Here is a 23,294-nt window from a genome sequence, read left to right as displayed (position 1 = left end):
TATAAATGGGGTTAACCCTCCCCGCAACCATGAATCTGGCTCTCTAAAATTTATCTTAGCGGAACTAGCCCTGTAGCGCTATTATTCACATATAATAAATTGCTAAAACTTTTTTAATAGTTGCACGCAAACATATTTAACATTTGAAATGTATCCTAAATAGTGTAAGGCAGCAACAAAGCAGCATTTACCGTGTAAAGGAGGGTTTTGAACATGCAAGCAAACACAATCCGTTTCAAGAATAAATCGATACCTGTGATGAATTTTACTCATAAACGTTCCCAGATGGAGTTACTTTCAACTAAATTAAAGGAATACGAACTACATTTTGAATTTCGCAGAAAATTAAAAATGATCTCGATGATCGAGATCATTGGTGATGTAGCTATTTTCAAATACAATGATGGTACTAAGTTGTACTTAGAAGTTTCCTAATTGGACGGTGGAAAATATTCTTTACTCAGCTGATCAAGCTCCTGCAGAGAGCGTCGGGCCCATGCTTCCATGTCTGACAGCTTATCGATCTGAGCCAATAGCGCTCTCTTCAGAGACACTTGGTAATCTGGCACCTCACCCGCATAAGGACGAATCGTTGCAATTGGCATTAATGCGATCTCTTGATGGGATAATGCCCTTCTTTGATGAAAAAAAGCTACGCTTGGATCCATCGGATTATGTAAATCTCCTTGTGTTGGGTGATCCTTTACGGCAAGAATGCGAACTGCCGCCTTCATGCTAGAGGTCATTTCTACAACCTCACCATAATAAACCCCTGTTTTATACTCAGCAATAACGCGGTCTCCGATTTGAAAACTCATTGTATACTCCACTCCTATTCTTGTTCTACTAATGGCCTTAGTCTGCGGTATAGCTCATCCACGGATTGCATCCGATATATATATTGCTTCTCTTTCCCAGGTTCGATGATGACCACGCAAGGGACACTTGCAATTTGCCATTCTTGACTGATGTGAGGCAGAAAATTAATATTACATTTCACTAAAGGCATGTTTGGCTTCATCGTCAGGATAATGTCCAACATGCGCTCAGTTACTTTGCAAGTACCGCATAACGGCGTGTACATAAAGACAGCAAATGATTTATCGTGATCTTGATTTACTTTGGATTGTAAATCTTGTTGAGATAACTCTTGCATCGCTATGCCCCTCTTTCATCCAGCCATACTAAGCTTTCAAACGCATAGTCAATCAGATCAGAAAAGTCATCAAGATGGCTCTCATCAATTTTGCGGCCAAAGGATAGCGTAATGAGATTGCGATACTCCTCTGGTTGTTCTCCATACAGATAGGAAATTTGTTGGGTAATACGAGGGCGCTGTTCCCAAAAAGCATTCAATTGTGCTTCAATCATCGGACAATCAGTTTCTGGATCGTTCACATACGTATGAAGCTTAATTAACAGCGTGCACCCAGGCTTAGCCGTAGGATTTTCTAGAATTTCAGCTGCCAAATCACTCAAATGCACATGTAAGTGAATTTCCGCTTTATTCGGTAATCCCACTTGTCTAGCAAATTCAATAGCAAATGTGCGAGACATCGAGGACAAGTCAATTAAATCTTCTCTTCGTGTTATGATGATTTTACCTTCCAAATCCAAATCATAGACGGCTCCTTCAAGCACAACTTTGATATTGTCATAGATCGTCGGATCAAACATCCCCACACACCTTCTTTCATCTTTTCTTTGATTCGATTATACTATGGATATACCACGTAAAGAAGGTGTTCTTATGTCAGACAAGCCTCAAGACCAGCAATCCGACCAGGTCGAACCACAAGGTGTCAAAAAAGTCAGTTTAGCCGACGCGATCAAAGCCAAACTAGCTCAGAAACAAGCGGATCAAGCCGCAGCTCGTGCTAACCCGAAAGCAGCAGGAAATGCGAATCAAACTGCGAAAAGCCAAATGACCAAAAAAGTAAATAACCAACGCCGTCGCACCGGCGGCAGCTAGACAACACTTTGTGTAGCTAAAAGCGCCCTGAGAGTACTACTTCAGGGCGCTTTTTACTTTTATACTTTTTTACTTATATGATTATGCGTATTGAATTTCACGTTGTTTCTTCACGTCTTCGCTTTCCAAGTACTCATCGTACGTCAGCATTTTGTCGATGAGACCTTTCGGTGTCAACTCCATGACGCGATTCGCAATCGTTTGAATGAACTGATGGTCATGGGAGACGAACAGCATCGTGCAGTCGGAATCAACTAGACCATTGTTTAATGCAGTGATGGATTCCAAATCCAAGTGATTCGTAGGCTCATCAAGAATAAGCACATTAGCACCGCTCAGCATCATTTTGGAAAACATACAACGAACTTTTTCTCCTCCTGAAAGGACATTCGCTTTTTTCAATGCTTCTTCACCAGAGAACAACATGCGTCCTAGGAATCCGCGTAGGAATGACTCATCCGGATCTTTGGAATATTGACGCAACCAATCCACAAGAGTTAGTTCGGAATTGAAGTAGTCTTGGCTGTCTTTTGGGAAATAAGCTTGCGATGTCGTTACGCCCCATGAGAACGTACCGCTGTCCGCTTCCATTTCGCCCATCAAAATTTTGAATAAGGTTGTTTTGGCAATCCCGTCTGGGCCTACGAAAGCAACTTTATCCCCTTTGTTCAGGGTGAATGTCACATTGTTCAGTACTTGAACACCATCAATCGTTTTGGAAAGACTTTCAACTGCAAGCAATTGCTTACCAGCTTCACGCTCACCTTTGAAGTGAATAAACGGATATTTACGGCTAGATGGACGAATATCTTCAAGAGTAAGTTTTTCCAATTGTTTTTTACGGGAAGTCGCTTGCTTGGATTTGGATGCATTCGCACTAAAGCGAGCGATAAAGGCTTCCAACTCTTTGCGTTTTTCTTCCGTTTTCTTGTTCGCATCACGTGCCAAACGAAGCGCCAGTTGGCTGGACTCGTACCACCAGTCGTAGTTACCAACGTACATTTGGATTTTACCAAAGTCGATATCAGCAATATGCGTACATACTTGGTTCAAGAAGTGACGGTCATGTGATACGACGATAACAGTGCCTTCGAAACGGGACAAGAAGTGCTCAAGCCATTTAATAGACTCCAAGTTCAAATGGTTGGTAGGCTCATCGAGTAACAGAATGTTCGGGTTACCGAATAGAGCTTGTGCTAAGAGCACGCGAACTTTCTCGTTGCCATCAAGATCCTTCATTTTCGTATCATGCAGGGATGTTGGAATACCTAGACCAATCAAAAGCTCAGCTGCGTCGGATTCAGCTTGCCAACCATCAAGATCTTGGAATTCGCCTTCGAGCTCAGCTGCTCTCATGCCATCTTCTTCGGAGAAATCAGCCTTTGCATACAAAGCATCTTTCTCTTCCATGATTTTGTACAAACGGGAATGCCCCATAACAACAGTTTTCAAAACTTCAATATCATCAAATTCGTAATGATTTTGTTTAAGGACAGCCATACGCTCACCTGGTGTGATGCTCACTTCACCTGTGTTAGGCTCGATTTCACCGGAAAGAATTTTGAGGAATGTGGATTTACCTGCACCATTCGCTCCGATCAAACCGTAGCAATTTCCTGGTGTGAATTTAATATTGGCGTCTTCGAACAGGGCTCTCTTGCCATAACGAAGCGTCACGTTATTTACATTAATCATGGGGTCTATATACCTGCCTTTATAATATTTTCTTCTATCATAACTTATTTCGCTCTATTTCTTCTACTAACTCTGATAAATAAGTCCATCTTTCCATTGCAGCCTCAAGCTCCGCAGCGGTTTGTTGCTCTTGTTCATAGAGATCACGAGCGAGATCAAAGTTACTTCCAGAGTTTTCGATTTGCTTTTTCAAGCTGTCGACTTTGTCCTCCAAAGTAGCAATTGTGCTCTCGATTTCGTCCCATTCCTTCTGGTCTTTAAACGAAAGTTTCTTCGGACGATTCATGGCTGGAGCTGAGCTTGAAGGATTTGCAACAGGAGTACCGCTAGTCGTCTTCGCACTCGCTTGGCGAATAATTTCTTTCCGAGCTTGCTCCGCCTCTTCTTGTTCCCGTTTGTCTTCCAAATAGTCGGAATATGTTCCAATGAAGGGCTCTATCCCACCATTACCGTCGAAGGCAAATAAATGCGTCACGGTTCGATCCAAAAAGTATCGATCATGGGAAACCGTAATAACAGCTCCGGAGAATTGATCTAGATAATCTTCCAGTATCGTCAAAGTTTGGATGTCCAAGTCATTGGTCGGCTCATCGAGAAGCAAAACATTCGGTTCGCCCATTAACGTACGTAACAAATAAAGTCTACGGCGCTCTCCACCCGAGAGTTTGCCGATTGGCGACCACTGCAAATTAGGAGAGAATAAGAAGCGCTCAAGCATCTGTGCGGCCGAAATGGTTTCACCATCCGACGTGCGGATCTGTTCTGCGGCTTCCTTGATGTATTCAATCACACGCATCTTCTCGTCCATTTCGACGTTCTCTTGCGTGTAATAGGCCAACTTGACGGTTGTGCCGGTCTCAATCGTGCCACTGTCGGGCTGAATCCGCCCGGCGAGCATGTTAAGCAGCGTCGACTTGCCGCTGCCGTTCGGACCAATGATGCCGAGACGATCCTTCGGCATCACAATGTAGCTGAAGCCGCTGAGCAGCTGCTTCCCGCCTGAGAAAGACTTGGTGATGTCGTCAAGCTCCATCACCTTTTTGCCAAGGCGGCTGCCAGCCAGCGCCATGTCGAGCTTCTCACCGGGACCGTCAACCTTGCGGTCCCTTAAATCCTCGGCGCGGTTAATACGCGCCTTCTGTTTCGTCGTGCGTGCCTTAGCGCCACGACGGAGCCAGGCCAGCTCGCGGCGGAGGAGATTCTGCCGCTTATCTTCACTAGCGGCTTCGGAATCCATCCGCTCCGCCTTCTTCTCGAGGAACCACTCGTAGTTCCCCTCATAGCTGTAGATCTTGCCCCGGTCCAGCTCCAGAATGCGGGTGGTGACCCGCTCTAGGAAGTACCGGTCATGGGTAACGAGCAGCAAAGCGCCGCGCCATTTGCTGAGGAATTCCTCGAGCCAGATGGCCGTCTCGTTATCAATATGGTTCGTCGGCTCATCCAGGATGAGAAGATCGGCGGGTTGAATGAGCACGCGCGCCATGGCGACGCGTTTGCGCTGACCACCGGACAGCTGGCCGACGGGCTTGTCGAACTCGCTGATGCCGAGCTTCATCAGCACGGTTTTGGCTAAGGTGCTTGCTTCCCAGGCACCTTGCTCATCCATGCGCGCCTGAGCAGAGAATAGGCGCGCTTGTTTCTTCTCGCTTCCGGAATCCTGCTCCAACTCCGCAAGAGCCAGCTCATAGTCGCGCAGCGTCTTCATGAGCGGAGAATCGCCGTGGAATACTTGCTCAAGCACCGTAGAGTTTGGATCGAACTCTGGGTTTTGCGGCAAGTATTCCACACGGAAATGGTTCGCGTGCACAAGCTTGCCGCGATCCGGTGTTTCCAGACCCGCCAGCATCTTCAGCAGCGTGGACTTGCCTGTGCCGTTCACGCCGATGAGCCCAATGCGCTGCTTCTCGTTTAGCGTGAACGAGATATCATCGAAGAGCACTTTGTCGCCATAGGTTTTGGTTATATCGACTGCGCTTAGAATATTCATCCTTGCACCGGCTCCTGGATGTACGCCGCAAGAAGGGCTGCTGTGTTCACTACAGCATCCATATGCGTTCGCTCCATGCTATGTGACGCATGAACTCCTGGCCCTATTAGCGCCGCACGAATGTCACGGCCGCCTCTAAGCGCTGCGGATGCATCGGATCCGTAGCGCGGATAAATGTCCACGGCATAGCCGATTTCCAGTTTCTCGGCATGCTCAATCATTTTCGACGTCATTGCATAGTCGTAAGGCCCTGACGAATCTTTCGCGCAAATGGAAACATCGCGCTCGCTTCCGCTCAAATCGTCACCAAGCGCACCCATATCTACTGCGATAAAGTCTGTAATATCTTCTGGAATAAAAGATGAGCCATGACCCACCTCTTCATAATTGGAGAAGAACAGTTTAATCGTATAGAACGGTTGGATATCTTGCTCTTTCATCCATTTAAGAAGACCAAACAAGGATGCAACGCTTGCTTTATCATCCAAATGGCGAGATTTCACATACCCATTTTCCTTCACCTGTACACGCGGATCGAAAGAGATGAAATCGCCAACGCGGATGCCAAGTGCTTGCACATCTTTTTTGGAGTTCACTAACTCATCAATGCGAACTTCCATATTCGCCTCATCGCGCTTGTACTCTCTCGCATCTTCGTATACGTGTACGGATGGTCTGGACGTAAGAATCGTACCATCATAAACACGCTCATCACGGGTATGAATTTGCACGTACTCATTCTCAATTGCACCCATCATAAAACCGCCAAGCGACGTAATTTTCAACGTGCCATTTTCTTTAATTGAGCGAACCATAGCACCAAGTGTGTCCACGTGCGCGGAAATACCAATTACACGATCAGAACTCGCGCCTGGAATGGTCACGATGCCGCAGCCTTTATTCGTATAAGAAAGCTCAAAGCCAAGTTTACTCACTTCTAGCTCAACTTTTTGCATAATGTGATGCGTATACCCTGTTGGACTAGGAGTCCTCAGCAGCATTTCTAGAACTTCTGTCATGTAAGCTCTATTTAATTTAGACTTCACTTGGATTCCTCTCCCATGTCTATGTAATTTCGCACCTGCGCTAAACACACAAAAAACAGTGCAGCCTAAGAATTTTCGCTCGTCCATGACAACGTCAAGAACGAGCCTCTTCTAAGGATACTACACTGTTCTCCTATGTTTTTCAAACATGGGTTAGCTTACAAAATCAACACAGATGGACGTTCCATCAAGAACTGTTTTCATATGAGCTTTGACTTGTTCGTGCACAGGGTGCGTATCGTAAACCTTCAAATCGTCTAGAGAATCAAATTTCGTAATGAGTGCGATATCGTAAGAACGCTCTAGGTGTAAAATATCAGTTCCAACCTCAATGTGCCTTAAAACCGGGATTTTACCCTCCATGTTCGTAAGAACAGCTTTGGTTACTTCAATGGCTTCTGGACTACGATCTTTGAGTTTAAAAAACACGACATGCGTTAACATCGTTATCTCCTCCGATTTGAATAAATTAATTTGTAACCTTGGCAGACCACTCTTCAACGTCCCATACGCGTGTTACCCAGCCTTCATAGAATTCAGGCTCATGGCAAACAAGAAGGACAGTGCCCTTGTACTCTTTCAGAGCACGCTGAAGCTCCTCTTTGGCCACGACATCCAAATGGTTCGTCGGCTCATCGAATAACAACCAGTTGCTTTCCTGCATAAGCAGTTTGCACAAGCGAACTTTCGCTTGTTCGCCACCACTTAACATGCTCATCGCTCGCGTGATATGCTCATTCTTAAGCCCAACTCGCGCAAGCGCTCCTCGAACTTCGTTCTGAGTCATGGAAGAGAAGGAATTCCATACATCATCAATAGGCGTCATGCTTGGTGCTTTGACCTCTTGCTCAAAGTAGGCAGGACTCAAATAATCACCGCGATACGTCTTACCGCTGAACGGTTCTATTTTGCCAAGAATCGTCTTCAACAAGGTAGATTTACCAACCCCGTTGCAGCCGACGATCGCAATTTTCTCACCGCGTTCAATCGTCACATTCATTCTTGGAAGCAAGGCACGATCATAGCCGATCTCCAAATTTTCCGCTTCAAATACGATTCTACCACTTGAACGCGATTCTTTGAATACGAATGTAGGCTTCATTGCCGTTTCAGGGCGCTCAATGCGGTCAATGCGATCCAACTGCTTCTCACGGCTCTTCGCACGAGTTGAGGTTGACGCCCGTGCTTTGTTACGCGCAATGAAATCTTCCTGCTTTTTGATATACTCCTGTTGTTTCTCATAAGCGTCGATATGCTGCGCCTTATTCATTTCAGCCATATCAAGGAACTTCTCATAATTCGCCGTATATCGCGTCAACTTGGAAAATTCCAAATGATAGACAACATTGACAACTTCGTTCATAAATTCCGTATCATGTGAAATCAGCATGAACGCATACGGATAATCTTTCAAGTACATTTTCAACCACTCAATGTGTTCCACATCCAAATAGTTGGTAGGCTCATCGAGCAATAGTACGGTTGGCTTTTCTAGCAAAAGCTTTGCAAGAAGAACCTTCGTTCTTTGTCCACCACTAAGAGATGTCACATCACGATCTAAACCAATCGCATTTAAACCAAGACCATTACCCATCTCTTCGATTTTCACATCAAGCAGATAGAAATCACCGATCTCCAAACGTTCTTGAATTTCACCCATTTCCTCAAGAAGCACTTCAAGCTCCTCTGGCGTGGCATCTCCCATTTTGTCGGTAATGGCCATCATTCTTTTTTCTTCTTCATACAAAGGCAGGAATGCATCACGCAAAATATCACGGATTGTTCGACCCGCGGCCAACACGGAATGTTGATCCAAATATCCGTAATGGACTCTTGGTGTCCATTCTACTTTGCCTGTATCCTTCAAAAGCTTGCCTGTTAATATATTCATCAACGTGGATTTCCCCACGCCATTAGCTCCTACGATGCCAACGCGTTCACCAGCAAGCAAGCGAAACGAAACATTTTTGAACAATGTACGATCACCAAAGCTGTGGCTTAAATCTTCAATTGTTAAAAGACTCATTTTGTAAAACCAAACCCCTGTCTAGTTCTGAGATAATCACGTATTTTACTCGCGACTTCTTATTATACCACTGCTCATCGCAGACAGGAAGTAGAACTATTTGTATTAGAGCCGAAAAGTCAGTTCTTGTCGAATAATTCGCACAATGTCCCCATCTTTTAACGTATATCCTTGATAGGTGACGAGTGGAAACTCATTCAAAAACGTTCCGTTCGTAGAGCCTGCATCTCGAAGCTGAAAACCATTGCTAGTTTGAACAATTTCCGCATGAATTCTGGAAACACCTACATCTTCCACCACATAATTGACTCTGCTGCTTGAATCCCCTCTACCAATGGTAAACACTTCACTGTTAATAGGAACGGTTTGGTTGACTCCTTCGACTTGCCTCTCCAATCGAGGGCCAAGTTGATCTAGCTTGGGAGATTTCCCAAGTAGCACTGTGGCATTTGAATGTGATGGACTGAGCAAGGTTGTATGCAAGGTCAGATTTTGATAATAGTGCTGGATGTCCAGTGGATCCGTCGCACAAGTAGCATCATCAAGTATGACTTCGTTACCGGGATCATAGATGCTGTGAGCGGTAGAGGAACTTTTCTGATTTTGAATCATTCGACTAGAGAAATCAGGGCGACCTAAGAAAAGTAGAACGAAGCCCACATCCCCCAATAACAAAGTAGTTCCTGCAATGATTTGCAACAGGCTCGTCGAGGGACTTTCCAAATATTGCTGCCACAGAAAAGCAAGTAGAATAAGGATAAAAGCAATCGTCATCCATCGCCACCGTTGCTGTAGAGGAATGAAGGATATCTGCATCTGTTCACGTTTAGACAAGATGGGATTTTCAGATTTGGGTTGGATGTGTTTCGCTTCATCATGCTTCCAATGTGCTTTGGGTAATCCTTGTTCTGGTACCGGGGCTACAATAGTTTCGGACGGTGGGTTAGCAATTGTTTCTCGTTTAAGAATCGGCTCGTCCATCAACTTTAATAACGCTTCCTTATAGGCTTGAAAACTTTTTCTAGCTAAATGTGTAGGCACCCAAGCCTGTAGTTGTACCTGTTCCTCTTCTCCAAGATGTAGGATAAGTTTATGTAGAAGTGCATCTATCGCAAGATAGCTCTCATCGACATCATGAGCTATATTTAGCGGCGCATACGTCAGGTAAACATCCGACCAATCTTGTCCTATGAAAATAAAATTATCTTTCAAGACGAAATTCATCTCACACAGCATATAATTCTTGCTTTCATCCAGTGTACTAACGATCGCGTACATCAATTTGGCAAGTAAATGGATGGAGAAATTCTCTACCTTCAAAACATGTGACAGCATTCGTTTGGAGGACAATCTATACAGTAGTCGAATGTTTGAATCCACCTCATGAATGTCGAACGGCAACAGCCTCGGTATTTGATTGGCTTCTAACATGCGTACCTGCAAATTGGAAAGCTCACTCGCTTCTAAACCTCCTTCCTTGAACAATTCCATAAGATGTCCATGTCGATAAACAAATTCATAACGAAGTCCGAATACTTCTTGTGTCATACAAACACCTCATTCAAAGCAAAGAATAGTAAATCGTAACGGCTACAGCTGGAAAAACCGCGTACATAAAGGGGAATTTGATGTTTTTTTGTTGCTTAAGTTCAAAAAAAGTTTCAAACTTTTTGAGCGCCAGTATAGAGAACAACCAACCTGCAAGCTTACGACTCGTTGTTCTTATTTTTCTTTGAATAAGAAGAAGGAAAAGTCCGATTACTCCTGCCCATAAAATCGCATAAACAAGTGTTTGCACAACAAACATAACGCCCATTATTGCTCCAATAGCAGCAAAAAGTTTGACATCTCCAGCTCCCAATGCCCCAATTGCATACAACACAAGTAACATGATAAAGCCTGTACATGCACCAATGAGAGAAAAAAGTAGCCCGTTCCAACCTTCTGAGCATGTGTGGAACAATACTCCGAATATCGTTCCACACATGGTCAACTTATTGGGCAGCTTTGAATACCTCACATCAATGATAAAGGCAACAGTTATAAAAATAATAAATAGACCAAGACATACCAGAATAAGGTTACTCCTCCCTTTAATTAAGCTCCTACCCAAGCCCGCTCATAGCCCCTTTTTTTCAGAACAATCGTTTGGCTCATAAAAGGGATGGGCAATTGATAGATCAGTTGAGCCTCGATCCCAAAAAACGCCTCCCCGTCTTGCTTCAAACTCGGCAACGTTACAGAAATGACTTTGAAGTTCCTCTTATTAACGAGCTTCACATCACAAAATGCAAACACAATCGGTGTAAAGGCAGCAAGCATCCGCGGCATAACTTGTGATTGATAAAATTCATTCAACTCATCTTGTGCCATGCCTTCGCCAAGCACTCGCTTCTCTTTTTCCCACCGTATGAGTTCTAACAGCGAATCAGGTATGTAAGCCGCGTATTCATTAGCAATTTCCTCTGTACTCGTCACATGCTCCCTCGCTGATTGGACTTGATCCACGACAGTATTAAACATCTCAGCTGCGCGGCTTTGATCATATTTTGATTGAGCTTCTTGAACTAGAATCCTCACAGGATACAGTTGACCCGCAATGGACTTCGTTGCCTCGGAAACGCCAGACTGCAACGCCATTTCTACCAAAGCAATTTGAATGAAAAGGACAAGACCTACTACGAAAGCAAGAAACAATGGCAGAATGAGTGAAGCCTCCAGGACGATGCCGCCTTCTTGCTCTTTGTGCAATTTGAGAAGCAAATCCATGTCTCCTTCCTCAATACGAAACGACGGCAGCTCGGTTCATTTGACAGTGTGTTCCAACAACTTTACATCCTAAAAGACCAGTCCCATCCAGCAACTTCATGACTTGAGGAATAAACCAAAGCTTGATTTCACTCGTTGCATTCGCTTGGATATAGGATGTTTGTTGATTGAGATCTTTACCTGTCTCTAATTCGTGGAGTGCCTGCATTCGGGACATCAGCTTGGTATTATTGCTATGTAACATAAGAAATAAACGGAGATAGTCTTTATACGTCAATTTGAGTGCCGATGAGATGAGCTTTGACGATAATTCAACAGCCTCACCTTTCACCAAAGCGTTCATGTCAACGAATGCCTCGGCTGCACCTTGAGCCGCAGCTGCCAGAAAAACGAGTAACGGGGAGCCTATTTGGAGAAGTTCTTTTTTAGGATCTAATAACGCTTCAACGGTACGAACCGCTAAGCGTAATGAAAACATTTCTGCATAGGCGGAAGACATATTAGCCACACAGGAAGAGAAACCATACAAAAGGTATTCAACCTCTTGATTTACTAAAGCGTGTGTCCCAGGATCAACTAGCTCATTCGACAATTTCGGGTTACCCCTTGGATCTTTCTCTAGTCCATAGGTTCGGAAGTTAAACTTCGTTAACGCATATTCATTCACGTAAAGTTTATCTCGGAGAACTTCCGCAGCGCTATTCAATAAACCAAGCATATCCATTGCCCTCAAACTAGTAGGTTCTGCTTTTTCAATATCATAGGCAACATTGTTCCCTATCGTTGTATCTTGCGCATTCGCTTGTCGATATTTCTGATAATAGCCTGAATCACCTTGGAGCTTACTATAAGTCACAGAATCACTGGATTGCGTACTTGTTAGGCTGCAACCACCTATAGCTTGCTTGGCCTTATCCATAATGGCTTGGATTTTATTCTTTTGTGTCTGCTTATCCGTCGTTGTAGCTTCATTTGCATCCATTCTCGATTTTTCTAACGGACTTTGTTTGGTATGAAAATCATTAGCAACTGTCAGGTAGCTGTCATTGGCTTGATTAACTTTGCTTGTATTTAAGGTAGTATACAAGATGACACTCTCTACAGCAGATCTGAATGATGAAAATAACGCAGCGATTGCTGCAATCGACGTTTGATATTGGTAAAAATAATCATCTCCAATCAAGGACACATGTTGAAACACATCATACACAGACGAGTTTCCTTGAGTAGAAGCGCTCGAGATTCCCGTCAGCTTCGAGCGTATTTCGTCATTTTTTTGCTTGGCTTGTCGCAAGATTGGCTCAATCACCTGCTGTAGTTGTTGAACTACTTTTTCATCTGCAGCCACCTCAAGTTTGGTACGGATGATAAGAGCTGTGTAAGTCATAATTTTCTGCACTAAAGCTTCCAGCTCATTTAACTTTTGTGAAAGTATTCCAGCCTGCTCCTCAAACCTGCTTTTGGCTTCGGCAAGTGATCGGATACTAGCGGCTGCCTCAGGACCTGCTTGTACAAGTGATGCTAATGAAAGATCCATATTCCTTATGCTCGCAGTAAGCGAACGCAAATTCTCTTGAACTTGACTGATTTCGCTGCGAACTTCGTCTACTGTATGAATGCCGATTTCAGCAGATAACTTGTCTAATTCAGCAACTCTAGCACTATAATAGCTATGAAATTCAATAGTTCTGACATAGAACTCTTCCGCGCTCTGCCATGCTTCATCTAGCGAGCTTTCCCGTTGCTCGATCAACTTCTCGAGCTCAGACGCTTCCTTGGCAAATTGCGAACCCATCTGAAAAGGCTCACGGACGCCGCTCTTTTGAAATTTATCAACTATTTCGAGCGTATATTCAATCGGTGCTTTTATTTTCATATCCTCTAAGAGCTGCCCCTCAAATATGACATGACTAGCAAGCGTATAAACTGGCGTAACGCGCAACGCTCCATCGACAGCTTTGGTATTAATAAAGTGAAAAGCATTCGCGGAGACGCCACTCGATAAGTTTTGGATAAAAACATCGTTAAGCAATTTTTCTGACGCCTCTTGAGAGAGACCCATGCCATAAAGCCCTCTCTTCTGCAACTCGGGATCAAAGGAAGACATCACCGATCGTGCAGCTGCATGTAAGGCAGATTCCGTTTCTTTCTCGGCTACTTTTATTCTGGCAAAATCAATGAGTACCGCTTGAAATAAAAAAATTGGCACAATAATAAGGATCAAATAGACAGATACGGTGCCATTTTCTGCTCGTAAGAATCTTTTCAATGGCTCCCCTCTTTCTAATTATGAATAACGACTACAATCCCTTTACGTTCAAGTTCTTTGCGAAAAGCAACCGTGGGCATTCCTTTGCCACTGGCATCCTTCTTAAAAAAATGCCAAACCATGCCTTTCACAGTCGGATCATGCTCGAGTAATTCAACATCCTTCGGTAGCTGTTCGGTGCGAAGCTGAGCTTCCGTCAAACTATAAAACGCTTGATGACCAATGCCTCTTGCGTCTAGAGCATCAATTTTTCTGCTTTTACCAGACGCAGTCGTCCTTACAACCTCTGTCCCCCCTACAAGTGACCTCAAGTACGAAGATGCTTGACGTTCAGATTCAATCCTGACGCTTGGACCTGACAAATCGCTTTTGACCGGATCAACAAGTGCCGCTTTCGCTTTCTCGGAAGATATCCGACCGACTAAAGTTGGCAGATAGGTTCGTGTCAGATCTGTGGTTCTGATCAGTTCTATAGAATCAATAACATGAACGATAGCTTTATTTTCTGTTTGTGTTGTATGCATCCACCGACTAAGAATTGAAGGCATGATAAAAGACTTGTTTACCGTCACTTCAACTCGATGGTCCAATAAATAATTCGCATAGGATGCTGTTCCAGTAACGCCAGTTGGAAGTAATACCGCGGCTTTAGCTAGTTTTTTCTCAACTAAACCATTAGCTTCATTAGTGGGAAGTGCGATACTAGCCCCAGATCTACCTAGTAACATGCCAAATAAGTCGCTTACATTGTCCTGCGTTAGCCGCCAATACAAACCGTCCGTTTCCTGCGGATTATAACTTCCAGTATTTATATCTTTATGGCTGTTAGTCCAAGTAAAAGCTAACTTTTCTGCAGCTGAACGAGCTAGTTGCCCTACATAAACATGTTGATAGGCAAACATGCCTACAAACAACAATGTCACTGTGCAAATTAAGATCACCGGAAATACAAGGGATGCTTCTAACGTAAATGTACCCAGCTCATTGTTGATGAACTGACGAAGTCGACTACGGCGCACAACTGGTGGTCGGGCTCGGCGCACAGGGTGCAACCGCACTGTTATCCTTCAGGTCGGAGTTGGCATCACCGATCAGTTTCTGGAACCATGAGACGATCCATTTTCTGAAAATGATCGCAATTGCAACTAACACCGCTACTATCAATAAAATTTCTAACGTACCTAATCCGTCTTCCTCTTTCCACATACGCTTAAAGAATTCAAGTATTGTTTCCATTTCAACATTCCTCTCCTATTGGTTCATCATGAGTAACGCAGGTGCCGCGACGATGACCATCACCACAACAAAAATTAACACCATCGGGAATACAAGCTTAGAAGATGCTTCCTCACCTAATGTCCGCGATACACTCTTCCTCCGCTGCCACAGCTCCAGTGAAAGAGAATGCAGCGAAACGACAAAGTCATTGCCGCCTCTTCTATAGTTAAGACCTAACGTTGATGCAAACAATGACACTTCATGTAACGCGCAGCGCTTACTGAAGTCCTCTAATACTTTCGTGAAGGAGATATTCATCTCCAGTTCATGCACAGCAACAAGCAGCTCTTTGTAAAGCGGGGAATCCATCATATTTGGCTTTGCTTGAACACAACGGATCCAAGCACGGTTGACTGTCTCTCCAGCATTTACTAAAAGCACGATTGTGCTCAGAAATTCAGGAAGCTCAAGAATCATCGATTGCTGTTTTTTACGTATTTTGTTGTCCAAATCACGAACCATCATCACTGGTGTCCCTATCGCAGCAACAACGCCAAAGGCAAGCAACGAACTATCTTCACCTGCTAGAATGGCAAGTACGGTAACGACGAATAGACACATGATGGAAGCCGATATAAGTTCTGCCATGAACCATTTACTGCCTTGCGAAGACAAGTTTCTTCCATATAAGGTCATACATTTATGATGGATTTTTGAAGTGAAATCGGGGAACCTCTCTAACAATTGGAGCTTATCGATCACATAATAGCTTGTCGGTAAGAGCATTTTCATCCGAAAGGGGTACGTTTGTATCTGAAGCTGACTACCGTATTTCTTCCGTCCGATCACCTGTACTGACATACAAAACACAATTTGTGCCAAGCCAAATAACCATATCCACATCCTACACCTTGATATTCATTATTTTTTGAGTGAGTACATAACAAGCGCCAAGCAACGACAAGCAGACGGTCATGATGAGAATCCCGCTCCCACGATACAGTGGAACCATATAATCTGGCGAGGAAAATGCCAATACAGCAACAATGAGGACGGGAGCAACAACAAGAACTCTCGATTCAAAACGCTTTTGAGCGACCATGACTGAGATTTCCTGGGTTATGTCTAACTTCTCGGCAATGACCGTTGCTGTTCGTTTCATCACCTCAATTAGATTTCCTCCCGTACGTTTACAGGTCAGAAAAACATCAGAAAAACTGAGAATATCTTCTAAATGACTGCGATCTGCAAAATGTTTAAGTGCTGCTTCGATCGGTTCACCATTTTCGACCTTACGGCAAATCAAGCCAAACTCAACGACGATCAAACAAGCTGGATCAGGATACAGAAGCTTCAAATCCTCCCATGCTTCTCGAAATGCCGATTCAATGGATTTCCCCACCGTCATAGAGGAAGAAAGACAACTGAGAGCCTGTTTAAATTGTACATAAAGCATATTCTTACGTTTTTGGATTAATTGCTGCCGACGAAAGCGAGGAAACAGAAAACCCGTAGAACCTAAAGCGGCAGCGAGGATAACATTTTGGTAGAAAATATAACCGATCATGAATGCCGGTATACCTAGCATGAGTATGCCTGCTATTCTCTCTTTGGAGGACAAGTGATAATCGTTATAATCGATGAATACAACTGGGAGGATTGGCCGTGACTTGTGTATTGGGGGGATCTCGCTTTCTATACGAGGGGATTTTCGTCTTTCAAGATATCGTAATAGGAGCCAACTCGCGCCACCCATGAAGATGAGCAGCAACCACACACTCATCCCACAACACCTCCTACTCTTCGAATAAACCAACTGGGTAACTGCTTACCTGCCATTTGAAGTTTGTACATATTAGCAAGTGTCTGCCCCGTATATCGGAGTGTTCCAAGAAGCTTCCCTTCTGGCGACTCCCCGCTTTCCTCAAAGAGAAACAGCGGTTGCAGCTGAACTTCGCCATCCTTCATCCCTACAACTTGTTGAATCTCTGTTACTTTGCGTGATCGATCTCGCATCCGGGAAATATGTACAATGACATCAAGTGCTGAGGCGATCTGCTTACGTATAACTTCAATGGGGAGCGGCGCCGCACTGAGTACCATCGTCTCCAGCCTACTGAGCATATCCTGCGAGGTGTTCGCGTGACCGGTACTTAAGCTACCATCATGCCCCGTATTCATTGCAGCCAGCATATCTAGCGCTTCAGCTCCACGTACCTCCCCAACAATAATTCGATTAGGGCGCATCCGCAGGGAAGATCGAATTAATTCTCGCATCGTGATCGCCCCCTTCCCTTCTGTATTCGCATTTCTCGTTTCCAATCGGACTAAATTGGGTACGGTTTGGATCTGAAGCTCTGCTGAATCTTCAATTGTAATCACACGTTCATGCTCAGGAATCCATGCACTCAGTGCATTAAGAAACGTCGTTTTACCTGAGCCCGTTCCACCGCCAACGAATATATTGAATCCCGCTTCAACCATCATCCTAAGCATTTCCGCAGCCTCACTAGAAATACTTTCCATCCGAATCAAATCCGACATATCCAGTGGCTTTGCAGGAAATTTACGGATTGTTAATGTCGGACCACTTAGAGAGGCAGGTGGAAGCACGATATTTACGCGTGAACCGTCTTTCAACCGTGCATCCACAATAGGCGTGGCTTGATTGACAATCCGATTCACCTTGGAGACAATCATTTGAATTAAATCCTCAAGCTTTTCTGCGCTTTCAATCTCATAGGGATAACGTTCGACTGCACCCATCCGTTCGAAGAAAATACAGCTATGACCATTAACCATTATCTCTGTCACCGTTGGATCGTCGATTAACGGTTGGAGAATATCTAACCCCCGAAAGCTATCGAAAATACGCTTAACACCGACATGCATATCACTCGAAGTCCAGCTATGCGCTCTTGCAGCACGAAAAATGGTTTCTTCGATATGCCCCAGTAACTGTGCATCGCTAACCTCATGTGTGAGATCGAGATTTTCTTTAATCTCCTGCTTTAATTCGTTAAACAGCCCTTGATTCAAGATAAGTATGCGCTCCTTCCTTGGAACTTCCCTCATTTTCATTGCATACAGCTTGCAGCATGACATACACCTGTTCGGAAAATATATCCGATTGCCAAACTTGATCTGCCGAACTCATCACCTTCCAATCAGGAATATAGGGAAGTTTGAATGTTAATTCTTTACCTAGAAAATCGAAAGAATTGGTCTGATTCCCCCTAAAGCTCGTCATAACAAAACGGATTTGAGGATATGCACTCATTTGTTTCAATAGTGTTTCAGTTCGAAAAGCATCATTCCAATCATCTCGGATCAGCCAAATGATCACATCGCTAAGCTCTAAACTCTTGACGATTCTCGGATGAACGGACGTTTCGAGATCCACGATAAGGGTATCGTAGACTGACAGGCCCACTATGGACGCAATGAGTTTTTTCACTTGCTCACCACTCATTTCTTGCATCTCCCGCATTTGCTCAAGTGGGGTTAAATAATCGAACCTTCGAGTAGCATCATGTGATTTCAATAGCGCCAGCTTAGGTCCTATCGACTCCGATGAATCTTTCAAATAATAAAGGAGCTGTGATAATCGCCCTGATTCACCTTGCAACCACTGAGAAGCAACGCTAATGGACTCCATGCTCAGATACAAGACACGTTCACCACGGAATGCCAACTGTTTCGCCATATGAACAGCCGTAATCGATTTACCGGCATTGCCACTGCTGCTATACACGGATATCACACGTGTGCGATTCATATGTGTTCGACCAGAGCCTGACAGAGAACTCTCCGTGTATAAGGCTTGGATGTGTGAGATCAACTCGTGCAGCGGCTGAAAACGGAATAAGAATGGATGGACAGTTTCTGGGGTTTCAGAATTCCTGATATGTGGACTCAAAAATATTTTGCTTAATGATGTACGATGATGCTGTAATAGCGGATAAAATGCATCAGATATCAATAGCACACCACTGTGGTTAGGTTCTTCTAACACCTGCAGTAGGAGTTCAACTTGCGAGAAAAGCTTTACTTGCATACGTTCAGCGAACTCCGTCGCCCGAATGAATATGGCTAATCGTTCGGCATAAATCATGTCGTCGTCTAAGACAAACAATTGAAGCTTCTTCATTGCAGCAACCCCCTCTCCCAGACTTTCGCTATCCAGCGAACTTCGCGTACATACCATTGCCAATGAGTACACAACCCATAACAGCGAGCACGATTGCTATTCGCGTTGTTGTTTCCACCCTCATACTTCCCCTCCTGTCTGCTTCGGAAAAACAAAAAAAGCACGCGCTGACAATAGAGATTAATTCTCTACGATCAGCGGTGCTTCCGCTTGTCCGATTTTCAATTACCCAAATTGTACCACATTTCCCTAATAAATCAATCCCTTATTCCCAAGGATATTTCATTGTGAAGAAACTAGCAAGCTTCTTACTTTCCACGCGTCGAATACGTCTCATCTCAGCGCGGTGCGGAGCGGATTCGTGGAGTTTCTTCTCTTCTTCCGTTTCAGGAATGACATCTGGCACTTCCACGGGCACCTTATTTTCATCTAAAGCAACAAAAGTTAGGAAAGAAGTTGCCGCAATTTTTCTAGCGCCGGATTTCAAATCCTCTGTTACAACCTTAACGAATACCTCCATCGAGCTTTTACCTGTCCAAGTCACGAAAGACTCTAAACAGACAGAATCCGACGTATGAATCGGTGACAAAAAGTCAACAGAATCCGTAGATGCCGTCACAACTGACCTCCGACAATGCTTATGAGCCGCTATGGAAGCAATGTCATCGATATAAGACATCAATTTCCCGCCAAAAAGCGTATTATGGTTGTTTACATCTGTTGGAAAAATACGTGATGTTTTGAAACATCTAGATTCTCTGGAAAATCGCTGCTCCATCTCTGTTTCCCCCTCTATATCTCATGCAAAATATGACTCATCATATCATACTTTTGGCTGGATTTGGTTATAACTTATCCCACGCGTGTAATATAGTAATACAAGCTCATTCACAAATAGGAGGTGTTTGCATGTGTTTACGTTTATCATCGTGTTCTTGATTACTTATGCGCTGTTTTCAATTTCAGGCGTATTGTTCCCCACAGATCTGCCCTACTATGCCACTTTGAAAAAACCAAGCTGGAATCCACCAGCTAAGTTATTCGGTATTGCTTGGGCGATCTTATATGCATTAATTTCTGCATCTGTCGCGATTGTCTACACGAAAACCGATGGATTTCAAGAAGCGGCGAGTAGTTATGTGTTGATATTATTGGTAAATTACGTGGCTAATCAAGCTTTCACCTTTTTCGAATTTAAATTAAAAAACTTACGTCTTGCTTTCCTTGATTCCGCTATTGTGGCTATCACCACGTTTTTATTACTATACGCCACAATTCCTTATTCCAAGCTGGCTGCTTGGTTATTGCTTCCTTATTTATTATGGTCTTGTTTCGCTACACTACTAGCATGGACGATTTATCAGTTAAATAAAAACACTAACCGCGCTTATTGAAACGGGAAAATATCGATTTTTTGGGCAGAAGTGCGAGTTGATTGAGGTTGTGGTCTGGGAGAATCTCGTTGAGGAATGGTTTCAATGCTTCGTAAAAAACGTCCAAATATTGTGGCTGATCTTGAATGCAATCCCCTTTCCACACAGCTTGCAACACTTCGGATCTTGCAATAATGGGCATGTTACACAATGGTTTAGATGGAAATGAGTCCTGCCACTCCGATCGATAATGCGAAGGCAACGCACCATTCGCGATGTAATGCACTTTCTTCCCTCGTTGTTGGTAGGATGTGAATTGCGCTATTCGCTGTCGCGAACGTGGGCGATCACATTTCCCAGGCAAGCTATCCACAATAACGATTATTTCATCTGCACTATAACAAAGCTCCTGTACCGCAGGATGCTCCCACTCAGTCGATACATCCCATAGGATGATCGGCTTTTTGAGCATGTGCAGAAGCTTAAACGCATGAGAGGCCTGCCAATTACCTTGAAAACCATCAGGATTAATGGGTGCCCAAGTGGTAAAACCGTTTATCCATGGTGTAGTGATAGTAGAAGATGGGTCACAAATGTGATCAGAAGGAAACTTGTAGGGGCTTGGTGCATGGCGATCTCCATACAATAACATATATAAATCTGGTTCAATCGTCGGCTGTTCAACAAGCGCGTTGGGGATCTGGAGTGCATGTAATAATCTTGCTAGTGTAATAGCTGTGAAAGTCGCACCGACACCTGCAAATAACCCGCCGATGACGATTAATTTATCAGACGTATTTGATTGGTGTAAGTTGACTGGGAGCCCAGATTCGGTAATAATCAGATCGGCTTCGGGGGTTAAGGAACGTAGTCTAAGCTTCACTTCCATTGCGGTTTGACAGCGGTTCTGAGGTTGATCTTGCAGGAGAAAATGAATCGTTGTGCGTAGGGATTCAGGTATCTCATCTAGTCGTAGTTCCAGTGGTTTAGCCTTGCTATATACATACTGACCTCCGGACAATAAGTAATATAACATAGAGCCAAGTGTATAAAGATCCGTTCGGGCGTCTGTTTGCAGTCCTAGATACTGTTCCGGTGCAGCGAACCCGATCGTTCCCATTTGCATAGTATCGGAAGTTTGTCCTTGTTTAAATTGTCTAGCTACTCCAAAATCAATTAAACGGACTTGATTATGTTGGTTAATCATAACGTTGGATGGCTTGAGATCGCGGTAAATGATGGGTCGGGGCTGAAATGTATGTAAGTAGTGGAAAATATCAAGTAACTGAAAAGCAATTTGAACGATTAGCTTAATGGGTAGTTCACGTTGGTTTTTTTCGAATAAATCCTGTAGAGTTGGACCCTCGATATAGTCCATAACCAGATATCCATATCCACCCTCAGTAATAAAATAATCCACTAACTGCGGGAGCTGTGCATGCCCTAGCTTGGCCAGCATTTCAGCTTCTTCCGAGAAAGCAGTCTCATCGGAACCGACGCACTCAACTTCTTTCACTGCCCAACGCTTGCCCTTTAATTTCTTATCCCTAGCGAGATATACCTGGCTCATGCCGCCTTGTCCAAGCATGGACACAAGTTCGTATCTCCCTCCTACAATTGACCCTTGCCACTGTGGTCTAGGCTTCACAATTAGTAAAAACCCCCTCTTATATCCAAGTCATATTGCTCTTGATTATAAGGGAGGGCTATTGGAAAATCTAGCTATTTTTCCGTTTTTTATATCTTTTGCAAATAAAGTGTCAATTCTTCCCGATTATGAAACAACTGCTTCGCCTTCAAGAGGAACAGTGAGTCATCGAAAATGCGCAGAATATCGCGAACCGTTTGGAACGGTTTTTTATGCATAAGCTTTACGGTAACGATAGCTGTTCCGCCACTTTGCAAAGAGAAAAGTAAATCCGACACAAGATGTCCCATCTGCCGCGGATCCCAGCTCATGTCACAGACTAGTAAATCAAACTCATTCTCACGCAGCTTCACATCATTCGCATTTTTCTTCAGGAACGTCAGCAACGGATTACCAAGTAGACGTGGGTTCATCGCAGCCGGGTCAATCGCCGTAACTTTCAAACCGCGCTCTAGCAGCAAAGACGTCCATCCGCCAGGCGCAGCTCCAATATCAATCGCTTTACGAGCGATACTGAAATCAATCCCGAACCGTTGCTCAGCTTCCAAAAGCTTAAATTTGGCACGTGAAATTTGATCCTCTTCTTTCATGAAACGGATCGCACCACCTGACCAATCTGATAAGTTATCACTTGGTTTTGAAATGCCAACGTAGACCTTTTTGGCGCTTATGTACACCGAAATAATATGATCTGCATAACGGACAACAGGTTCGCCACCACATTCCGCAGTGAGAATTTCATCTATGGCTGCCTTAATAGCAAAAGGTGCATAAGGAACATCAGCACGCTCTTCCTTCCGAATTTGGGTGGCAATTTTCTCGCCATAACCAAATAAACCAGCGGCATAGGCTTCACGAAGCCAAGCTGTCAAATGTGCAATGTCAGCATCCGTGCGACTAAGCTCCCATTCTTGATGAACCGGTTGAACATGTCGCAGAAAGATAGGTTCATTCTCTTGCATGGTTGAAATGACATCGGTCGTATCTTCAGGTACTTGGAAATAAAACACTTCTGTCGGTACCAATAACGTAAATTTCGTAAGTGGAAATAACTTCCGCAGTTCGTCTTGCGCATATTGTGCGAACCCATGATTCGAGGTTCCAATATAGGTTGTTAATTGTGTCATAGCCGCATCCTTTT

The 23,294-nt window shown here is 44.0% G+C and carries 24 protein-coding genes; 3 read left to right on the top strand and 21 right to left on the bottom strand.

Going from position 1 to position 23,294, the window contains the following annotated elements:
- Nucleotides 1-213 precede the first annotated feature (213 nt).
- Nucleotides 214-435 (top strand): hypothetical protein, encoded by a 222-nt coding sequence (locus ASL11_RS25255; protein WP_056621044.1) that lies wholly within the window; start codon nt 214-216, stop codon nt 433-435.
- Here the strand turns inward: ASL11_RS25255 and ASL11_RS25250 are convergent.
- The 3 genes from ASL11_RS25250 to ASL11_RS25240 are packed head-to-tail and all read right to left on the bottom strand — an operon-like array spanning nt 432 to nt 1,677.
- Complete coding sequence (locus ASL11_RS25250; RefSeq protein WP_056621041.1) at nt 432-818, bottom strand: kinase-associated lipoprotein B; 387 nt, start codon at nt 816-818, stop codon at nt 432-434. The genes ASL11_RS25255 and ASL11_RS25250 overlap by 4 nt on opposite strands.
- Nucleotides 819-832: 14 nt before the next feature.
- Nucleotides 833-1,156, bottom strand: a complete 324-nt coding sequence (locus ASL11_RS25245; RefSeq protein ID WP_056621039.1) for a thioredoxin family protein — start codon at nt 1,154-1,156, stop codon at nt 833-835.
- 2 nt (nt 1,157-1,158) lie between these two features.
- Entirely contained in the window at nt 1,159-1,677 is a 519-nt protein-coding gene (locus ASL11_RS25240) for a hypothetical protein (RefSeq protein WP_056621036.1), read from the bottom strand.
- A gap of 73 nt (nt 1,678-1,750) precedes the next feature.
- Between ASL11_RS25240 and ASL11_RS25235 the strand changes: the two genes are divergently transcribed.
- Nucleotides 1,751-1,972 (top strand): hypothetical protein, encoded by a 222-nt coding sequence (locus ASL11_RS25235; RefSeq protein ID WP_056621033.1) that lies wholly within the window; start codon nt 1,751-1,753, stop codon nt 1,970-1,972.
- 81 nt (nt 1,973-2,053) lie between these two features.
- Here ASL11_RS25235 and ASL11_RS25230 read toward each other — a convergent pair whose 3' ends face one another.
- From ASL11_RS25230 to ASL11_RS25155, 16 genes are all read right to left on the bottom strand, one after another.
- A complete protein-coding gene (locus ASL11_RS25230; RefSeq protein WP_056621030.1) occupies nt 2,054-3,667 on the bottom strand; it encodes an ABC-F family ATP-binding cassette domain-containing protein in 1,614 nt (537 codons plus the stop codon).
- 37 nt (nt 3,668-3,704) lie between these two features.
- Nucleotides 3,705-5,654 (bottom strand): ABC-F family ATP-binding cassette domain-containing protein, encoded by a 1,950-nt coding sequence (locus ASL11_RS25225; protein WP_056621027.1) that lies wholly within the window; start codon nt 5,652-5,654, stop codon nt 3,705-3,707.
- The gene (locus ASL11_RS25220; RefSeq protein WP_235550577.1) at nt 5,651-6,700 is read right to left on the bottom strand and encodes a M42 family metallopeptidase; all 1,050 of its coding nucleotides are present in this window, start codon (nt 6,698-6,700) and stop codon (nt 5,651-5,653) included. The genes ASL11_RS25225 and ASL11_RS25220 overlap by 4 nt, the downstream gene beginning before the upstream one ends.
- Nucleotides 6,701-6,853: 153 nt before the next feature.
- The gene (locus ASL11_RS25215) at nt 6,854-7,144 is read right to left on the bottom strand and encodes a Dabb family protein (RefSeq protein ID WP_056621024.1); all 291 of its coding nucleotides are present in this window, start codon (nt 7,142-7,144) and stop codon (nt 6,854-6,856) included.
- Between the two features lie 25 nt (nt 7,145-7,169).
- Nucleotides 7,170-8,726 (bottom strand): ABC-F family ATP-binding cassette domain-containing protein, encoded by a 1,557-nt coding sequence (locus ASL11_RS25210; RefSeq protein ID WP_056621022.1) that lies wholly within the window; start codon nt 8,724-8,726, stop codon nt 7,170-7,172.
- A gap of 105 nt (nt 8,727-8,831) precedes the next feature.
- Nucleotides 8,832-10,274, bottom strand: coding sequence for a DUF6382 domain-containing protein (locus ASL11_RS25205; protein WP_056621019.1), 1,443 nt, complete (start codon nt 10,272-10,274; stop codon nt 8,832-8,834).
- A 13-nt stretch (nt 10,275-10,287) separates the two neighbouring features.
- The gene (locus ASL11_RS25200; protein WP_082595805.1) at nt 10,288-10,839 is read right to left on the bottom strand and encodes an A24 family peptidase; all 552 of its coding nucleotides are present in this window, start codon (nt 10,837-10,839) and stop codon (nt 10,288-10,290) included.
- On the bottom strand, nt 10,824-11,489 hold the full coding sequence (locus tag ASL11_RS25195; RefSeq protein ID WP_157257046.1) for a pilus assembly protein: 666 nt from the start codon (nt 11,487-11,489) through the stop codon (nt 10,824-10,826). The genes ASL11_RS25200 and ASL11_RS25195 overlap by 16 nt, the downstream gene beginning before the upstream one ends.
- A 16-nt stretch (nt 11,490-11,505) precedes the next feature.
- Nucleotides 11,506-13,764: a hypothetical protein gene (locus tag ASL11_RS25190; RefSeq protein ID WP_056621013.1), complete on the bottom strand. Its 2,259-nt coding sequence runs from the start codon at nt 13,762-13,764 to the stop codon at nt 11,506-11,508.
- A gap of 14 nt (nt 13,765-13,778) precedes the next feature.
- Nucleotides 13,779-14,807, bottom strand: coding sequence for a TadE family protein (locus tag ASL11_RS25185; protein ID WP_157257045.1), 1,029 nt, complete (start codon nt 14,805-14,807; stop codon nt 13,779-13,781).
- On the bottom strand, nt 14,773-15,000 hold the full coding sequence (locus ASL11_RS25180) for a Flp1 family type IVb pilin (protein WP_056621006.1): 228 nt from the start codon (nt 14,998-15,000) through the stop codon (nt 14,773-14,775). The genes ASL11_RS25185 and ASL11_RS25180 overlap by 35 nt, the downstream gene beginning before the upstream one ends.
- Nucleotides 15,001-15,015: 15 nt before the next feature.
- The gene (locus ASL11_RS25175; protein ID WP_056621003.1) at nt 15,016-15,885 is read right to left on the bottom strand and encodes a hypothetical protein; all 870 of its coding nucleotides are present in this window, start codon (nt 15,883-15,885) and stop codon (nt 15,016-15,018) included.
- A 1-nt stretch (nt 15,886) separates the two neighbouring features.
- Nucleotides 15,887-16,765 (bottom strand): type II secretion system F family protein, encoded by an 879-nt coding sequence (locus ASL11_RS25170; RefSeq protein WP_082595804.1) that lies wholly within the window; start codon nt 16,763-16,765, stop codon nt 15,887-15,889.
- The gene (locus tag ASL11_RS25165; protein WP_056621000.1) at nt 16,762-18,021 is read right to left on the bottom strand and encodes a CpaF family protein; all 1,260 of its coding nucleotides are present in this window, start codon (nt 18,019-18,021) and stop codon (nt 16,762-16,764) included. The genes ASL11_RS25170 and ASL11_RS25165 overlap by 4 nt, the downstream gene beginning before the upstream one ends.
- A complete protein-coding gene (locus tag ASL11_RS25160; protein ID WP_056620997.1) occupies nt 18,002-19,132 on the bottom strand; it encodes a hypothetical protein in 1,131 nt (376 codons plus the stop codon). The genes ASL11_RS25165 and ASL11_RS25160 overlap by 20 nt, the downstream gene beginning before the upstream one ends.
- 265 nt (nt 19,133-19,397) lie before the next feature.
- Nucleotides 19,398-19,910, bottom strand: coding sequence for an acyl-CoA thioesterase (locus tag ASL11_RS25155; RefSeq protein WP_056620994.1), 513 nt, complete (start codon nt 19,908-19,910; stop codon nt 19,398-19,400).
- A 133-nt stretch (nt 19,911-20,043) separates the two neighbouring features.
- Here ASL11_RS25155 and ASL11_RS25150 point away from each other — a divergent pair, with 133 nt between their 5' ends.
- Entirely contained in the window at nt 20,044-20,526 is a 483-nt protein-coding gene (locus tag ASL11_RS25150) for a TspO/MBR family protein (RefSeq protein ID WP_056620992.1), read from the top strand.
- Here the strand turns inward: ASL11_RS25150 and ASL11_RS25145 are convergent.
- Entirely contained in the window at nt 20,510-22,099 is a 1,590-nt protein-coding gene (locus ASL11_RS25145) for a serine/threonine protein kinase (protein WP_056620989.1), read from the bottom strand. The two genes, ASL11_RS25150 and ASL11_RS25145, sit on opposite strands and share 17 nt — an antisense overlap.
- 143 nt (nt 22,100-22,242) lie before the next feature.
- Nucleotides 22,243-23,280, bottom strand: a complete 1,038-nt coding sequence (locus ASL11_RS25140) for an SAM-dependent methyltransferase (RefSeq protein ID WP_056620986.1) — start codon at nt 23,278-23,280, stop codon at nt 22,243-22,245.
- Nucleotides 23,281-23,294 lie beyond the last annotated feature (14 nt).

Origin of the sequence: Paenibacillus sp. Soil750 (genome assembly GCF_001428045.1) — a bacterium.
In the GTDB taxonomy this organism is placed as follows: domain Bacteria; phylum Bacillota; class Bacilli; order Paenibacillales; family NBRC-103111; genus Paenibacillus_E; species Paenibacillus_E allorhizoplanae.
The sequence above is the reverse complement of the archived record's forward strand: the minus strand, read 5'-3'. Positions and strand labels throughout refer to the sequence as shown.

What these genes read in the sequence shown, in the direction of transcription:
- ASL11_RS25255 (WP_056621044.1), top strand. Translation starts at nt 214, where the DNA reads ATGCAAGCAAACACAATCCGTTTCAAGAATAAATCGATACCTGTGATG.
- ASL11_RS25210 (WP_056621022.1), bottom strand. Translation starts at nt 8,726, where the DNA reads ATGAGTCTTTTAACAATTGAAGATTTAAGCCACAGCTTTGGTGATCGT.
- ASL11_RS25140 (WP_056620986.1), bottom strand. Translation starts at nt 23,280, where the DNA reads ATGACACAATTAACAACCTATATTGGAACCTCGAATCATGGGTTCGCA.
- ASL11_RS25205 (WP_056621019.1), bottom strand. Translation starts at nt 10,274, where the DNA reads ATGACACAAGAAGTATTCGGACTTCGTTATGAATTTGTTTATCGACAT.
- ASL11_RS25215 (WP_056621024.1), bottom strand. Translation starts at nt 7,144, where the DNA reads ATGTTAACGCATGTCGTGTTTTTTAAACTCAAAGATCGTAGTCCAGAA.
- ASL11_RS25180 (WP_056621006.1), bottom strand. Translation starts at nt 15,000, where the DNA reads ATGGAAACAATACTTGAATTCTTTAAGCGTATGTGGAAAGAGGAAGAC.
- ASL11_RS25175 (WP_056621003.1), bottom strand. Translation starts at nt 15,885, where the DNA reads ATGTGGATATGGTTATTTGGCTTGGCACAAATTGTGTTTTGTATGTCA.
- ASL11_RS25225 (WP_056621027.1), bottom strand. Translation starts at nt 5,654, where the DNA reads ATGAATATTCTAAGCGCAGTCGATATAACCAAAACCTATGGCGACAAA.
- ASL11_RS25230 (WP_056621030.1), bottom strand. Translation starts at nt 3,667, where the DNA reads ATGATTAATGTAAATAACGTGACGCTTCGTTATGGCAAGAGAGCCCTG.
- ASL11_RS25235 (WP_056621033.1), top strand. Translation starts at nt 1,751, where the DNA reads ATGTCAGACAAGCCTCAAGACCAGCAATCCGACCAGGTCGAACCACAA.
- ASL11_RS25155 (WP_056620994.1), bottom strand. Translation starts at nt 19,910, where the DNA reads ATGGAGCAGCGATTTTCCAGAGAATCTAGATGTTTCAAAACATCACGT.
- ASL11_RS25240 (WP_056621036.1), bottom strand. Translation starts at nt 1,677, where the DNA reads ATGTTTGATCCGACGATCTATGACAATATCAAAGTTGTGCTTGAAGGA.
- ASL11_RS25170 (WP_082595804.1), bottom strand. Translation starts at nt 16,765, where the DNA reads ATGAGTGTGTGGTTGCTGCTCATCTTCATGGGTGGCGCGAGTTGGCTC.
- ASL11_RS25245 (WP_056621039.1), bottom strand. Translation starts at nt 1,156, where the DNA reads ATGCAAGAGTTATCTCAACAAGATTTACAATCCAAAGTAAATCAAGAT.
- ASL11_RS25250 (WP_056621041.1), bottom strand. Translation starts at nt 818, where the DNA reads ATGAGTTTTCAAATCGGAGACCGCGTTATTGCTGAGTATAAAACAGGG.
- ASL11_RS25160 (WP_056620997.1), bottom strand. Translation starts at nt 19,132, where the DNA reads ATGAAGAAGCTTCAATTGTTTGTCTTAGACGACGACATGATTTATGCC.